The sequence below is a fragment of the Rothia mucilaginosa genome (genome assembly GCF_001548235.1).
GTDB lineage: Bacteria > Actinomycetota > Actinomycetes > Actinomycetales > Micrococcaceae > Rothia > Rothia mucilaginosa_B.
The window spans coordinates 2,072,935-2,087,440 of the sequence record NZ_AP014938.1; the positions used below are offsets into that span (position 1 = coordinate 2,072,935).

Sequence of the window (14,506 nt, forward strand, 5' to 3'; positions counted from 1 at the left end):
GTAGGATAAGAAGTGAAGATACTGTGCGCTCGCGTTTGAGCCAGCTGAGCGGGCTAGGGGCCGGTTTGGCCGGTATAGCCCTCAACGATGAGGAACCTGAGTGTGCGGCTGATTATCTTGAGTCCGAAGGAGCCTGGAATGAGTGCAGAACCTGCCGTGAACACCAACGCTGAGAACCCTGCAGGGACCGCCGAGAAGCCCGCGGTTCGGCCCGCTGGCCCGATTCCTCTGCCTGAAACTGATTCGTCTGACGCAAAGAAGAAACGCGGCTCGCACCGCGTCATGGCTGCTGGCGGACGTGTGCCGAACCGCCTGGTCTTCGGCAGCCGCAGCAGCAAGATGGAAGCCTCCGACTCGCACGGCGGCACCATCCGTTTCTCCCCGATGATCGCGCCAGTCGTACGTGCCGTGCGCCGCTACCACCCGGACGAAGACATCCAGGTGTTGCAGCGCGCCTACGAGGTGGCGAACCGCTGCCACGAGGGTCAGAAGCGTAAGAGTGGCGACCCGTACATCACCCACCCGGTGGCTGTGACCGCGATTCTTGCGGAGATGGGCGCGACCGGCCCTGTGCTCGCCGCCGGCCTGCTGCACGACACGGTGGAAGACACCGACTACACGATGGAGCAGCTCACCGAAGAGTTCGGTGAGGAGGTCGCCTACTTGGTCGACGGCGTGACCAAGCTGGACAAGATGACGTACGGCGAGAACGCCTCCATTGAGACGATCCGTAAGCTCGTGCTGTCCATGAGCAAGGACATCCGCGTGCTGCTCATCAAGCTTGCCGACCGCCTGCACAACGCGCGTACTTGGCGTTTTGTGCCGCAGGCTTCTGCCGCGAAGAAGGCAGAAGAGACCCTGAAGATTTACGCGCCGCTCGCGCACCGCCTGGGCCTGAACACGATCAAGTGGGAGCTGGAGGACTTGTCCTTCGCCGCCATGAGCCCGGAAATTTACGCCGAAATGGTGCGCATGGTCGGCGAACGCACCCCCGCGCTCGAAAAGTTCCTGAACGAGGCGCGCACCAAGATTAAGGAACGCCTGGCACAGGTCGGTATCGAGGCAACCGTGACCGGCCGCCCCAAGCACTACTACTCGATTCATCAGAAGATGAAGACGAAGGGCCGTAGCTTCGACGAAATTAACGACATCCTCGCGGTGCGCATCATGGTTGAGGAAGAGGCGGAGTGCTACACCGTGCTCGGCCACGTGCTGTCCCTGTGGCCGTCGATGACCGGCCGTTTCAAGGACTACATTAAGAACCCGAAGAACAACAACTACCAGTCGCTGCACCTGACCGTGTACGGTCCGGGTAACCTGCCGCTTGAGATTCAGATCCGCACCTACAAGATGCACGAAGAGGCCGAGTACGGTGTGGCGGCGCACTGGCGCTACAAGGCGGCGTCGCGCGGCGAGAAGGTCGCAGCTCGTGGCGGCGCGCCCGCAAAGGACCCGAAGGAGCCGGGCACCCAGACCTCGGCAATGATGAACGTCGGCATCCTGCAGTCCATCGCCGAGATTTCGAACTCCAACCCGGAATCGGAGAAGTTCTACGAGTCGCTGGCTGACACCCTCGACACCGACGAAATCGTTGTACTCACCCCCAACGGCGAGGCAATCGCCCTGCCCAACGGCTCCACCCCCGTGGACTTCGCCTACGCCATCCACAGTGAGGTCGGCGACCGCACCGTCGGCGCGAAGGTCAACGGCCGCCTAGTGCCGCTACACACCGTCCTGCCCACCGGCGCCACCGTGGAGATTATGACCACGAAGAACGAAGACGCCGGACCCAGCGAGGACTGGCTGAAGTTCGTTCGCTCCTCGCGCGCTCGCACGAAGATCCGCCAGTACTTCGCGAAGGAACGCCGCCTGGAGGCGCTGCTCGCCGGCCGCGAGATGCTCACCAAGAGCATGCGCAACAGTGAGCTGCCGCTGCAGAAGATGATGAGCCCGGAGATTATGACTCAGGTGGCTCAGCTGCTGCACAAGAACGATGTGGCGTCGCTGTACCGTGCGATTGGTGAGCACGAAATCGCGCCGAAGCAGGTCATTGACACCCTGGTTGAGGTGCACCGCGGCGACGAGCCGGCACCGGAGGTTGAGGTCAGCGACTTTGATGAGACGCTGCTGAAGTCCACCCGCAAGGCGATTGGCGATAACGGCGTGATTGTGCCGGGTGCTGAGGGTGTGCTGACGAAGATTGCGCGCTGCTGCACCCCGGTCCCGCCGGATGACATTATCGGCATTGTGACCCGCTACAACGGCATTTCGGTGCACCGCCGCGACTGCCCGAACATGCGTAACGCTGATGAGGAGCCGCGCGTGACGACGGTCGAGTGGGCGTCTTCGCCGACCGCTACGTACCGTGTGCAGATTCAGGTGGAGGCGCTGGACCGTAAGGGCCTGCTGAGCGACCTGATTCGCGCGATTTCTGAGTCGGGCGTGAACATCCTGGATGCGCGCGTGCACACGTCGGAGGATCGTACCGTGGTGGACCGCTTCGCCCTGGAGCTGGGTGACCGCTTCATGCTGGAGCACGTGCTGAACGTGGTCCGTAACGTGACGGGCGTGTACAAGGCGTACCGTCTGACCGGCGCGAAGCCCTCGGAAGCGTAGGCTCTTTCATACGCTGACTTACGCTGAGAAGCCACATGTGTTTCGAACACATGTGGCTTTTCGCCGTTTAGGGGAGGGGCGGAGGAACTCTCGATAGGTTAGTGTCTTCACTACGGGTTAAAGACCCACGGCGAAGACACTAACCTATCGAAACGGCCAGTTACCCGCCGCCGGTGAAAATTCAGTAATGACTTAGCAATTTCAGTCATGACTTAGCGTCTTTAGCAATGGTTAAAACCCCAGCCTAGAGTTACTAACCCATCACCGAAAACACTAAGTCATTACCTGATCCCGCCTACCCGGCGCAGACACAAATTCGGTCATGGTTACGGATTCGTGCCATAGGTTAGTGTCTTTAGTCGTAGTTAAAAACTACGGTCGAAGACACTAAACCATGGCCCAAATTCTGCAGGCGCGGCAGCCCCTTATCTTGTCAGGGGTGCCCCGTACTTTTTGTGGTAAAGAACAACGATGCGTTCTCGCCTCCGCCGAGCGACCAAAGGAGCCCCTCATGTACACGGTTGGTTACTACAATGACGAAGGCCTCCGCGCCTTCTACTCCGGTCAGGATGCCGCCAACATTGACGATTTCTTCACTGACAACGGCGAATACCTCATGGTGTATCTGCCGGAGGTGACCGACCGCGAGTTCCTCGCCAGCCTCCGCTACGGTAACAGCTGCGATGCTCTCTGCCAGAGCGGATACGCCCTCGACGAGGCGGAAGAGGCCCTCCGCGACATGTATGCGCTCGCCGTGTAGCCCGCCCACGCCAGGCACCCCAAACCGTAGAGGTCCTGGTGTCTTTTGTTCAGGGGTTGAGAAGTCTATAAATCTGTGGTGCAGTAAATAGTACCGTGATTATTATGGAAATGCTATTAGAAAATTAACGGACAATTAAAGGTATTTTAAAATTTGATGCAAAAGTGAAATGTGTCGAAGCTGATTTGATTCAGATGAATTTTAGGCAAGATGTTGCTATGTCGAGCTAGCGTAGGGAAGGGAGTTTTTATGTTGAGTAAGGAAATCAAGAAGAATACTGTTGTGTTATGTTGGGTAATCTTTTTGCTCCTGATATTTGTTCATGGTTTTGAGGCAATCTTTCTCAAGACGGATGAAACTTTTTTTGGGGAGAACTTTATTAATAAACTATTTGGTATCGCTGTAGTTTTTATATTGCTACGGTACCTTAATTGGCGCTGGTCTGATATAGGGTTTAAGAGGATAGGGTTCGTTAAGAATGTGGGTCTAGGAATCCTGCTAGCCCTCTGTTCATTTATTATTTCGTATGGTGTGGAAATTGCTCTCCTCAAGACTCAGGGATATGATGCTGGGTTCGGAATCTTCACAACAAGCTTTTCCTTGACAGGGGAGACAGTAGTCCATTCAGGACTCGGATTTATATTGATGTGTATTTTCTTCAATATAATAAATGTAGTTATGGAGGAAGGAGCATTTCGAGGGATTATTTATCAAATTGTTGCCATTGATCACTCCCTGAAATATGCCTTGTTTTTTCAGGCATTTTTATTTGGCGTATGGCATATTGTAACACCTATTCATAATTTAATTGATGGTGACATTAATTTAGAATCTTTCATAACACTTAGTATAAGTTACATCATTTTGGCAGGAATGATGGGTATTAAATGGGGGCTGCTCTATCGTATGACTGGCAGCCTATATGCCGGAATGGCTGACCACTTCTTCAATAACTGTATTGCAACAAATCTTCTTCATGTGATTACTGTGAATGGAGTGGATGAGATGATGATAGTCCGAGTAGTAATTGCACAACTAATTTCTTTTGTAGTTGTTTTTCTGGTGTGGAAGAAACGCGAAAAGTCAGGTGTGAGTTTTGAAAAATAACAAGGGAAAGAAGCACAACGGCCAGAAATGGGAAATTATGAATTATGAACCTGTCGATGACTAGCCCCTTCACGCGAGCCTAAAAGTCCGCATCCCGCAGACATCCCACAGACTGCAGACACGCAGAAGCCACATGTGTTTCGAGAAGCCACCAAAGAAGTGGCTTTTCGAAACACATGTGGCTTCTCGGCGTTAATCTAGGCAAGTAACCCGGGGCGCCAGCCTCTATCAGTCGGCACCCCGGACACTACCTATCGGCTAGAACTCCGGTTAGATCTTAGTTGCCGAAGCCCTGCAGGGTTGCTGCCCAGGCGCGGCGCGCCTCCAGAGCTTCCTTAGCCTTGGCGATCTTCTTGGAGTCGCCGCCCTTCTCAGCTGCGGCGAGCTCTGCTTCCAGTTCGGCGAGGGAGTCCTCGATCTGTGCGAGCAGGGAGTTCGCGCGGGCTGCCTTGGCGGGGTCGTTGCGCTTCCACTTTGCCTCTTCGGCGCCGTTGATTTCGTCCTGAATGCGGCGCAGCTCGCCGTCGATACGACGCAGGTCGTTGCGGGGCACGCGGCCTGCCGCATCCCAGCGGTCCAGGATCTTCTCGAAGGCTGCCTTCGCTGCCTCAATGTCCTCGACGGGCAGGAGTGCGCGTGCTTCTTCGAGCAGTGCTTCCTTGACCTTGAGGTTTTCGGCGTAGACTGCGTCCTGCGCTGCTTCGGCTTCGTTGCGGGCGTTGAAGAACACGTCCTGTGCCGCGCGGAAGCGTGCCCACAGCTTGTCATCTTCGCGGCGGTGGCCGCGGGGTACTTGCTTCCAGGCGCGCATCAGGTTGCTGTATGCGCGGGAAGTTTCAGACCAGTCAGTGGAGGTGGACAGCTCTTCCGCACGTGCAATCAACTCTTCCTTGGCGCGCTTGATGCGTGCGTTGCGGTCGTCCAGCTGCGAGAAGTGTGCGCGGCGGTTGCGGTCGAAGGTGGTGCGGGCTGCACGGAAACGCTTCCACAGCTCGTCCTCTACGCTCTTCGCCAGGTGAATTTCGCGCTGTGCCTTCTTCCACGCTTCGAACAGTTCGTTCATGCGGGAGTGGGAGTTCTTCCAGTGAATCTGGTCGGGGTCCTGGCCGGCAATCTGCTCGGCTTCCGCGACGATTTCTTCGCGGACGGCGAGGGCGCGTTCACGATTTTCGGTGCGTGCCTGCTGCTGCTTTTCGCCGAGTTCAGCGATCTGCTCTGCGAGGGTGATGAGGCGCTTCTGCAGGCCGGAGTAGTCGCCGACCATGTTGCGCACACCAATCTGTGCACCGATGGAGGTGATGCCCTTCTGCAGGTCTGCGGCGGGGGCGTTGTTGGCGAGGCGGGATTCGAGCAGGGCAACCTGCGCCTCGACGTTTTCAAACTTGCGGGCGAAGTAGCTGAGCGCTTCTTCTTCGGAGGCGCCGGGCAGCTGGCCTACTGCGTATTCTTCGCCGTCGACAATGACGAAGACGTGGCCGTCCTCGGAGACGCGGCCGTACTGGCGTGCCTTTTCGAGGTTTACAGTGTCGTCGGGTTTGGTAGTCACCGCTATAACTCTTTCACTCGGGGGTGCTGGGGGTGGGGCGCCTTTGCGCTGTTCCCCGTGGTGGGCACCCGTTTGGGTGTGCGTGTGCACCTCCTAAGCATAGCCTCTGTGGGGTGTGTGTGAGTAGTGTCTGGTCGTGTTGTGTTGTGGGCGAACCTGCCGGCCGCGGGTTTGTGCGGGTTTGGCGGGTGGAACTGGGGGAGTGGATGCTGTGCTGGGGTGGGTGTTGGTATGATGGGTAGATATGCCCGGAGGTGTTCCGGGGTTTTGTTGTCGAGTTCTTTGTCAAGGAGTATCGCGTATGGCTCGCAAGGCTTCGCTGTCTGGTTTTCCCGAGTATCTTCCGGCTGAGCGGTTGGTTGAGAATCATGTTCTGGACACTCTGCGTGAGACTTTTGAGTTGCACGGTTTCTCCCCGATTGAGACTCGTTCGGTAGAGACTATTGAGCAGCTGCTGCGCAAGGGTGAGATCGACAAGGAAGTTTACGCAATTTCTCGCCTGCAGGAGGACGAGGCTGCTAAGGCTAAGGAAAAGCTGGCTCTGCACTTTGACCTGACCGTGCCGTTTGCCCGTTACGTGGTGGAGAACGCCGGTTACCTGAATTTCCCGTTCTCGCGTTACCAGATTCAGAAGGTGTGGCGTGGTGAGCGTCCGCAGGAGGGTCGTGCCCGCGAGTTCACTCAGGCTGATATTGACGTGGTTGGTGACGGCGAGCTGCCGTTCCGTTACGACGTGACCCTGGCGCTGGTTGTTGTTGATGCGCTGTCGAAGCTGCCGATTCCCGAGTTCAAGCTGCGTGTGAATAACCGCAAGCTGGCTGAGGGTTTCTACCTGGGCCTGGGTTTGACTGATACTGCGGCTGTTCTGCGTTCTATTGACAAGCTGGAGAAGATCGGTGCTGAGCGTGTGGCTGAGGAGCTGCAGGCTGAGGCTGGTGCGAGCGCGGATGCTGCCGCTGCCGCCTTGGAGTTGGCGCAGATCCGCACTGAGGATGCTTCTTTTGTGGAGCAGGTGCGTGCGCTGGCCGCTAAGTATTCGGTGGAGCATGAGCTGCTGGATCAGGGTCTTGCTGAGCTGGCTGAGGTCATTGAGGAGGCGTCCCGCCGTGCGCCGGGTAAGGTACTGGCTGACCTGTCGATTGCTCGCGGCCTGGACTACTACACCGGCACCGTGTATGAGACTGTTCTGGTGGGTCACGAGTCGCTGGGTTCGATTTGTTCGGGTGGCCGTTATGAGTCGCTGGCGTCGAATGGTAAGAAGATGTACCCGGGTGTTGGCCTGTCGATTGGTGTGACCCGTGTGGTGGCTCGTATTCTGTCGCAGGGTTTTGCGCAGGCGAGCCGTAAGGTGCCTTCGGCTGTGTTTGTTGCTTTGACGAATGATGAGGGCTGGTCTGCTGCGAATGATGTTGCGGATGCGCTGCGTGCCCGCGGTATCGCGTGTGAGGTGTCTGCGAATGCGGCGAAGTTCGGTAAGCAGATTAAGTACGCTGAGAAGCGCGGTATTCCGTTCGTGTGGTTCATTTCTTCGGATGAGTCGGGTGCCCCGGTTCACGAGGTGAAGGACATCCGTTCGGGTGAGCAGGTTGCTGCTGATCCGACTTCGTGGATGCCGCCGGCTGAGGACCTGCACGTTCAGATTGTGCGTGCTGAGGGCCTGTAGTAGCAGGTAAATGGTAGGGGCCTGTAGCACCTGTGGTGTTTGGCTCCTGTAATACCTGGCTGCTCTAAGCCCGCATATGGATGTGTACCCGCCTGGTGGGGAGGATGTTGACCTTCCCACCGGGCGGGTTTTTCGTTGCACTGTGTGGCCGCGCGGATTTGTGCTGTGTTGATTTATGCCATGGGTTAGTGTCTTCTGCCATGGTTTTTAACTACGACAGAAGACACTAACCTATGGCACAAAAATTCTGAGATACAACCTAAACCTGTGGATAACGGATAATTCCCTAAAAACAGCAAAGTTATCCACAGATTTCACGAACAGGCCCCACAACTTCGCAGAGACTGTCAGGATAAAGCCATGAATACCGCAAATATCCTGAACCCCCGAACCCCAGCCGTGCAAGCCCCACTCACACATGCAGCCGAGCTGTACCCTCTCGTGCTCACCCCTCGCATCCTCAACTCACGAGGTATTGGAGCCCGGCATATCCGTGCGATGGTAGCGGCAGGAACGTTGCAACGTATCCAGCGAGGAGCCTATATTTACACCCGCGATGCCCAAGCGCTCACCCCCGAAGAGCGGCTCACGGTACGGTGCATCGCTGCTCAGATGATGGGTCTTCAGGGGGTTTTCTCCCACACATCAGCAGCTGCACTCTGGGGGCTAGATGTACTTAACGCACCCTCAATCGTGCATGTGTACAGTACCGCCACTAGCCCATCCGATAGGGGGCGTATCTGCAGGCACAGGCGAGGTTTTGACCCTAATGCAGTGACCGCAATACCCGGTACACACGTCATGGCGACAACTGTGGCTCGCACACTGCAGGATTGCGCTCGTAGCATGCCCTTTCGGGAGGCGGTAGTCCTCGCCGACTCCATCATGCGGCGAGGGCTCTTGGAACACCGCGAAGTAACCGAGATTCTACTGAACCTCACGGGGTACGGCAGTTCCGCAGGGCCCCTCCTGGCGCAGGCGGTGGACGCATCCAGCGAGTCGGCGGGCGAGAGCCTCACCCGGTGCCTACTCATGGAACATGAGTTACCTACCCCCATGACGCAGTATCCGATTTCGTGCGAGGGGCGTAACTATCGGGTGGACTTCGCCTGGCCCGAGGCGCGGCTCATTCTCGAGTTCGACGGCGAACAGAAATACGTGGATCACCCCGGCAGGGACCGCTACGAAGCCGCCCGCGACCGTGCCCTAACCCGTGCCGGCTGGACGGTCGTGCACCTTACGTGGGCTGATATTTTTCAGAGAGAGCGGGAAGTTATTGCCTATCTTCGGGGACTACTCATACGGTAAGGCTAAGACTATAAATTTCGACCATAGGTTAGTGTCTTCTGCCAGGGTTTTTAACTACGACAGAAGACACTAACCTATGGCACAAACCTGCACCCCCGCCTCCGCACCCTTTTTTCTGCCCCTGACTTGCCCGGAGGGGATACAATATATGAGGCGCACGCAGTGTGCGCATATCATCAACCGCGTGTACCCGGCTACTGTCTATAGTCGTGAGGTGCCCGCTATGAAAGGAATGTCTGTGCTTCGCACTCACACCAACGGCGAGCTGACCGCCGCAAATATTGGAGAGACTGTTACCCTGACCGGTTGGGTAGCTCGCCGCCGCGACCACGGTGGCGTCGCCTTCGTTGACCTGCGTGACCGTGAGGGTGTCACCCAGTGTGTTTTCCACAATGAGGCTGATTTTGAGCACCTGCGCAATGAGTACGTTCTGCGCGTGACCGGCCAGGTTTCTAAGCGCCCGGAGGGTAATGAGAACCCGAACCTGGCGACCGGCGAGATTGAGGTTGAGGTGTCCACCGTTGAGGTGCTGAACACTGCCGCTCCGCTGCCTTTCCAGATTGACGAGCACGTTGAGGTGGGTGAGGAGGCGCGCCTGCGCTACCGCTACCTGGATCTTCGCCGCCCGGAGCCGGCTCGCATTATGCGCCTGCGTTCGGACGCGAACCGTGCGGCACGTAACCTGCTGGCCGAGGACGGCTACATTGAGGTTGAGACCCCGACCCTGACCCGTTCCACCCCTGAGGGTGCGCGTGACTTCCTGGTGCCGGCTCGTCTGGCTCCGGGTTCTTGGTACGCTCTGCCGCAGTCCCCGCAGCTGTTCAAGCAGCTGTTGCAGGTGGGCGGTATTGAGAAGTACTACCAGATTGCTCGCTGCTACCGTGACGAGGATTTCCGTGCGGACCGTCAGCCCGAGTTCACTCAGCTGGACATTGAGGCTTCGTTCGTTGATCAGGAAGACATCATTGACCTGGGCGAGCGCATCGTTGAGGCTGTGTGGAACCTGATTGACGTGAAGGTTCCCCGCCCGATTCAGCGCATGACCTACAAGGATGCGATGGAGAAGTACGGTACGGACAAGCCTGACCTGCGTTTTGGTCTGGAGCTGACTGAGCTGACCGAGTACTTCAAGGACACCACTTTCCGCGTGTTCAAGGCTCCTTACGTGGGTGCTGTTGTGATGCCCGGCGGTGCTTCTCAGGCTCGCCGTACCCTGGACGCTTGGCAGGAGTGGGCGAAGCAGCGCGGCGCTAAGGGCCTGGCTTATGTCCTCATTCAGGAGGATGGCGAGCTGACCGGCCCCGTGGCTAAGAACATTACCGACGCTGAGCGTGCTGGCCTGGCTGAGGCTACCGGCGCGAAGCCCGGCGACTGCATCTTCTTCGCTGCTGGTGAGGCTAAGGCTTCCCGTGCGCTGCTGGGTGCTGCTCGTGTTGAGATTGGTCACCGTACCGGCCTGATTAAGGACGGCGAGTGGTCCTTCGTGTGGGTTGTTGACGCTCCCATGTTTGAGTCTTCTGCTGAGGCTACTGAGTCCGGTGACGTGGCTCTGGGTCACTCCGCGTGGACTGCTGTGCACCACGCGTTCACCTCCCCGAAGCCCGAGTTCATGGATACTTTCGACACTGACCCGGGTTCGGCTCTGGCGTACGCTTACGACATTGTTTGCAACGGTAACGAGATTGGTGGCGGTTCGATCCGTATTCACCGCCGTGACGTGCAGGAACGCGTGTTCGCTGTGATGGGCATTGGTGAGGAAGAGGCTCAGGAGAAGTTCGGCTTCCTGCTGGATGCGTTCAAGTACGGCGCACCGCCCATGGGTGGTATTGCGTTCGGTTGGGACCGTATTGTGTCTCTGCTGGCTGGCGTTGATTCGATCCGCGAGGTTATTGCGTTCCCGAAGACCGGTAACGGTTTCGACCCGCTGACTGCGGCTCCTGCACCGATTACTCCGGAGCAGCGTAAGGAAGCTGGCGTTGATTTCAAGCCGAAGAAGAAGGACGAGGAGTAATCTTCTTTAGTCTTTGGTCGTGCGCCCCGTGCGGGGTGTGAGGCTGTGCGGCGTGAACCCGGCGGGCGTTGAGTTGTGCCGGGGTCGCCGTTGAGGGTGGGCTGTGTATTCTGCTGGTGCAGGGTCGCAGCCCACCTTTTGTATCAACTGGCGTGCGTGCCGATCTGTGTACTAACCAAAGGGGGAGGGGAGCATGCGTATTCTGATTGCCGGCCCGAGCGGTAGCGGTAAGACGACGTTCGCGGCGCGGTTGGGGCGCCTCCTGGACATTCCGCATACGGAGATGGACTCGTTGCATTGGGGTCCGAACTGGACTCCGCGCCCTAGTTTTGAGGCGGATGTTCAGGCACTCATTGAGCGGCCTGCGTGGATTACGGAGTGGCAGTATCCGCAGGTGCGCGGCCGCCTGCTGGAGCGTGCGGATGTGGTGATTTACCTGCGTTATAGCCGTGCGGTGGTCATGTGGCGTGTGGTTCGCCGGACGGTGCGCCGTGCGGTGACGGGTCAGAGGCTGTGGGCTGATAATGTGGAGCCGCCGCTGAAGAATATTCTGCGCGACCCGGACAACATGATTCGGTACACGTGGAGGAGCTACCCGCACGTCGGGGAGTTGCTGGCGGAGGCTCGCGGGCAGCATCTGCAGAAGCGTTTTATTGAGTTTCGTACCCCGCGGGCGGCGAACCAGTTTTTGCGTGCCGTGCAGCTGCGCGGCGTGCTCTGATGGCGGCTGCCTCTAAAACGGCTGCGTCTATAACAGCCGCTGAGAGTGGTGTCGAAAGAGATGTATGAGCCCGGTGAAGGCCGGCTCCAAGTTGAAAGGTGAACCCAGTTGAAAGGTGAACGATGCGAGTAGTTATTCAGCGCGTGACCCGCGCGGCGGTGCGCGTGAACGGTGAAACGGTCGGCGCGATTGATCAGCCCGGCTACCTGGTGCTGGTCGGTATCACTCACGGTGATGGTGCGGCGCAGATTGCGAAGCTTGCCGATAAGACCGCGAACCTGCGCCTGCTGGAGGGGGAGAAGTCCCTCCTTGATGAGGGCGCACCCGTGCTGGCGGTCAGCCAGTTCACCCTGTACGGGGATGCGAAGAAGGGCCGTCGCCCCTCCTGGTCTGCCGCTGCGCCCGGGGCGGTGAGTGAGCCGCTGTTCAATGATTACGTTCAGGCGTTGCGTGAGCGTGGCCTGCACGTGGAGACCGGCGTGTTCGGTGCGGACATGCATGTGGAGCTCGTCAATGACGGCCCGGTGACCCTGATTCTCGATAGTGAGACTCTCTAAGAGCGGCTCACAATTTAGACGCTAGGTTCTGAATTCTGGTCATGAGTTAGTGACTTTGGCGGGAGTCTTTAACCCGTACCAGAGTCACGAAGTCATGACCGAAATTTCCTGTGAAACGATAGAGTAAGACTATGGCTGATTCCCTCTTTGATCTTGAGCTGCCCGATGACGGGGACCGCGTGAGCTTGATTGGTGCCTCCGCTGAGGAGCCCTCCTCGCGTGCCTCGTCGCGTGCGCACTCTTCCCGTTCGGCGTCTCGTGCGCCGTTGGCGGTGCGTATGCGTCCGCGCACTATTGATGAGGTTCTCGGCCAGGATCACCTGCTGACTCCGGGTGCGCCTTTGCGTGTGTTGGCGGGGGAGAACGCCGGACCGGCTGGCCCGTCTTCGGTGATTTTGTACGGTCCTCCGGGTACGGGTAAGACCACTCTGGCGCACGTGATTGCGCGCGCGCCGGGTCGTAAGTTCGTGGAACTTTCGGCGATTACCGCGGGCGTGAAGGATGTTCGCGCGGTCATGGATCAGGCGCTGCTCGACCGCGACATGTACGGCACGACCACCGTGCTCTTCCTCGATGAGATTCACCGTTTCACGAAGGCTCAGCAGGATGCGCTCCTGCCGGGCGTTGAGAACCGCTGGGTGATTCTGGTGGCGGCTACGACGGAGAACCCGTCGTTCAGCATTATTTCGCCACTGCTCTCGCGCTCGCTCCTGCTGCGGGTTCATTCGCTGGAGCAGTCCGATATTGAGCATCTGATTGACCGTGCGCTGGCTGACCCGCGTGGTTTTGGTGGTGCCGCGGTCATTGATGAGGATGCGCGCGCCCACCTCGCGGCGGTTTCTGGAGGCGATGCTCGCCGCTCCCTGACGTCCCTGGAGGCGGCGGCTGCAATTGCGTTTAGCGAGGCCGAACAGGCGGGGGAGAAGGACCCCGTACCTGCCGAGCCCGTACGCATCACCCTGGCGCACGCTACGGAGGCGGTGGACCGCGCCGCGATCCGCTACGACCGTTCGGGCGATCAGCATTATGACGTGGTCAGCGCCTTCATTAAGTCCATGCGTGGCTCTGATGCGGACGCCGCGGTGCACTACTTGGCGCGCATGTTGGAGGGCGGCGAGGATCCTCGTTTTGTGGCTCGTCGCATCATGATTTTGGCGAGTGAGGATATTGGTCTGGCTGATCCGCAGGCGTTGCAGGTGGCGACGGCCGCGGCGCAGTCGGTGGCGCTGGTGGGCATGCCGGAGGCGCGCATTATCCTCTCGCAGGCGGTGATTTATTGTGCGCTCGCGCCGAAGTCGAACGCCGCGTATAACGCGATTAACCGTGCGATTGCGGATGTGCGTGCGGGCGCTGCCGGTCAGGTTCCGGTGCATCTGCGTGATGGTCATTATGCGGGGGCTAAGCAGTTCGGTCACGGTGAGGGGTACATTTACGCCCATGACGCGCCGGGTCACGTGGCGGCGCAGCAGTACCTGCCGGATACCCTGCGCGGCACGGTCTACTACGAGCCCACGCAGCATGGTTTTGAGCGTACGTTGACGGAGCGGCGTGAGCGTATCCGCAGGATTCTTGACGGCGGCAACTAGCCGCGCACATCAATCACGCGAAACCACCCGCGCCGGTCGGTTATTCGCGCGAACAACCAGCGCGAGCCGGCTGCGAGAGCCAGCCACATGAACCGGCCGCGCCAGATAGTGAGCAAACAGAAAGCGGTGCGTAGTACCTCGGTAGTACTGCGCACCGCGTCAGAGTTTTGAGTTTGTGATAGACGTCTTGACTGTCTGCCTTCCCGGAAGGGCGGACGCCAAGCTTGTTATGGTTTCTAGTCTAGGCGATATGGGGGCGTGGTTCAAGCTATTTCCCATAAAGACACAGGTTAAAAATAACGAAATGATTACAATCCAACATCTTGGCACCGCAATTTTCCGGGGAAGTCGCGCCTAAAGAGTCCTGACGGGCATAAATAATTCCTGTGGGGGTCGTGTGGGTATGCATCAAAAACCCACATGCATAGTGATTTGAACCAAAGATTTCCCAAAAGGCTGGTAAAGCCCGGGTGCATCCGGTAAGCTTGACGGGTCTGGCAATTACTATGCCCGCATCCGTGCGGGTGTCAGTAATGTAGCTGCGGGGTACTCTGCCCCGAGCTCTCCGCCCCACCGCCGTACAGCAACGACCGAATCGGTCGCGTACGGATCCCGGCGGGGTCAACCGAGG

General features: G+C 58.2%; 10 protein-coding genes. 9 read left to right on the plus strand and 1 reads right to left on the minus strand.

The features are described from left to right. Window positions 1-138: 138 nt before the first annotated feature. From RM6536_RS08065 to RM6536_RS08075, 3 genes are all read left to right on the plus strand, one after another. Window positions 139-2,616, plus strand: coding sequence for a RelA/SpoT family protein (locus RM6536_RS08065; protein WP_060824734.1), 2,478 nt, complete (start codon window positions 139-141; stop codon window positions 2,614-2,616). A gap of 511 nt (window positions 2,617-3,127) precedes the next feature. Then, window positions 3,128-3,376: a hypothetical protein gene (locus tag RM6536_RS08070; RefSeq protein WP_060824735.1), complete on the plus strand. Its 249-nt coding sequence runs from the start codon at window positions 3,128-3,130 to the stop codon at window positions 3,374-3,376. 249 nt (window positions 3,377-3,625) lie between these two features. Further along, window positions 3,626-4,483: a CPBP family intramembrane glutamic endopeptidase gene (locus tag RM6536_RS08075; RefSeq protein WP_060824736.1), complete on the plus strand. Its 858-nt coding sequence runs from the start codon at window positions 3,626-3,628 to the stop codon at window positions 4,481-4,483. A 277-nt stretch (window positions 4,484-4,760) separates the two neighbouring features. Here RM6536_RS08075 and RM6536_RS08080 read toward each other — a convergent pair whose 3' ends face one another. Next, entirely contained in the window at window positions 4,761-6,029 is a 1,269-nt protein-coding gene (locus tag RM6536_RS08080; protein WP_060824737.1) for a DUF349 domain-containing protein, read from the minus strand. A 301-nt stretch (window positions 6,030-6,330) separates the two neighbouring features. Here RM6536_RS08080 and hisS point away from each other — a divergent pair, with 301 nt between their 5' ends. The 6 genes from hisS to RM6536_RS08110 all read left to right on the plus strand — a co-directional run bounded on the left by hisS (window position 6,331) and on the right by RM6536_RS08110 (window position 13,875). After that, window positions 6,331-7,692, plus strand: a complete 1,362-nt coding sequence (gene hisS / locus RM6536_RS08085; protein WP_060824738.1) for a histidine--tRNA ligase — start codon at window positions 6,331-6,333, stop codon at window positions 7,690-7,692. Between the two features lie 1,056 nt (window positions 7,693-8,748). Next, window positions 8,749-9,000, plus strand: a complete 252-nt coding sequence (locus tag RM6536_RS09165; RefSeq protein WP_231918020.1) for an endonuclease domain-containing protein — start codon at window positions 8,749-8,751, stop codon at window positions 8,998-9,000. Window positions 9,001-9,238: 238 nt separating this feature from the next. Then, window positions 9,239-11,011: an aspartate--tRNA ligase gene (gene aspS, locus RM6536_RS08095; protein WP_060824739.1), complete on the plus strand. Its 1,773-nt coding sequence runs from the start codon at window positions 9,239-9,241 to the stop codon at window positions 11,009-11,011. Window positions 11,012-11,204: 193 nt separating this feature from the next. Further along, window positions 11,205-11,732: an adenylate kinase gene (locus RM6536_RS08100; protein ID WP_060824740.1), complete on the plus strand. Its 528-nt coding sequence runs from the start codon at window positions 11,205-11,207 to the stop codon at window positions 11,730-11,732. A 122-nt stretch (window positions 11,733-11,854) separates the two neighbouring features. Next, window positions 11,855-12,289: a D-aminoacyl-tRNA deacylase gene (gene dtd, locus RM6536_RS08105; protein ID WP_060824741.1), complete on the plus strand. Its 435-nt coding sequence runs from the start codon at window positions 11,855-11,857 to the stop codon at window positions 12,287-12,289. 131 nt (window positions 12,290-12,420) lie between these two features. Next, entirely contained in the window at window positions 12,421-13,875 is a 1,455-nt protein-coding gene (locus RM6536_RS08110; RefSeq protein ID WP_060824742.1) for a replication-associated recombination protein A, read from the plus strand. Window positions 13,876-14,506 lie beyond the last annotated feature (631 nt).

Bases quoted from the DNA above. Each gene is read 5' to 3' on its own strand.
- RM6536_RS08065 (WP_060824734.1), top strand. From the start codon at position 139: ATGAGTGCAGAACCTGCCGTGAACACCAACGCTGAGAACCCTGCAGGG.
- RM6536_RS08070 (WP_060824735.1), top strand. From the start codon at position 3,128: ATGTACACGGTTGGTTACTACAATGACGAAGGCCTCCGCGCCTTCTAC.
- RM6536_RS08075 (WP_060824736.1), top strand. From the start codon at position 3,626: ATGTTGAGTAAGGAAATCAAGAAGAATACTGTTGTGTTATGTTGGGTA.
- hisS (WP_060824738.1), top strand. From the start codon at position 6,331: ATGGCTCGCAAGGCTTCGCTGTCTGGTTTTCCCGAGTATCTTCCGGCT.
- RM6536_RS09165 (WP_231918020.1), top strand. From the start codon at position 8,749: ATGACGCAGTATCCGATTTCGTGCGAGGGGCGTAACTATCGGGTGGAC.
- RM6536_RS08100 (WP_060824740.1), top strand. From the start codon at position 11,205: ATGCGTATTCTGATTGCCGGCCCGAGCGGTAGCGGTAAGACGACGTTC.
- dtd (WP_060824741.1), top strand. From the start codon at position 11,855: ATGCGAGTAGTTATTCAGCGCGTGACCCGCGCGGCGGTGCGCGTGAAC.
- RM6536_RS08110 (WP_060824742.1), top strand. From the start codon at position 12,421: ATGGCTGATTCCCTCTTTGATCTTGAGCTGCCCGATGACGGGGACCGC.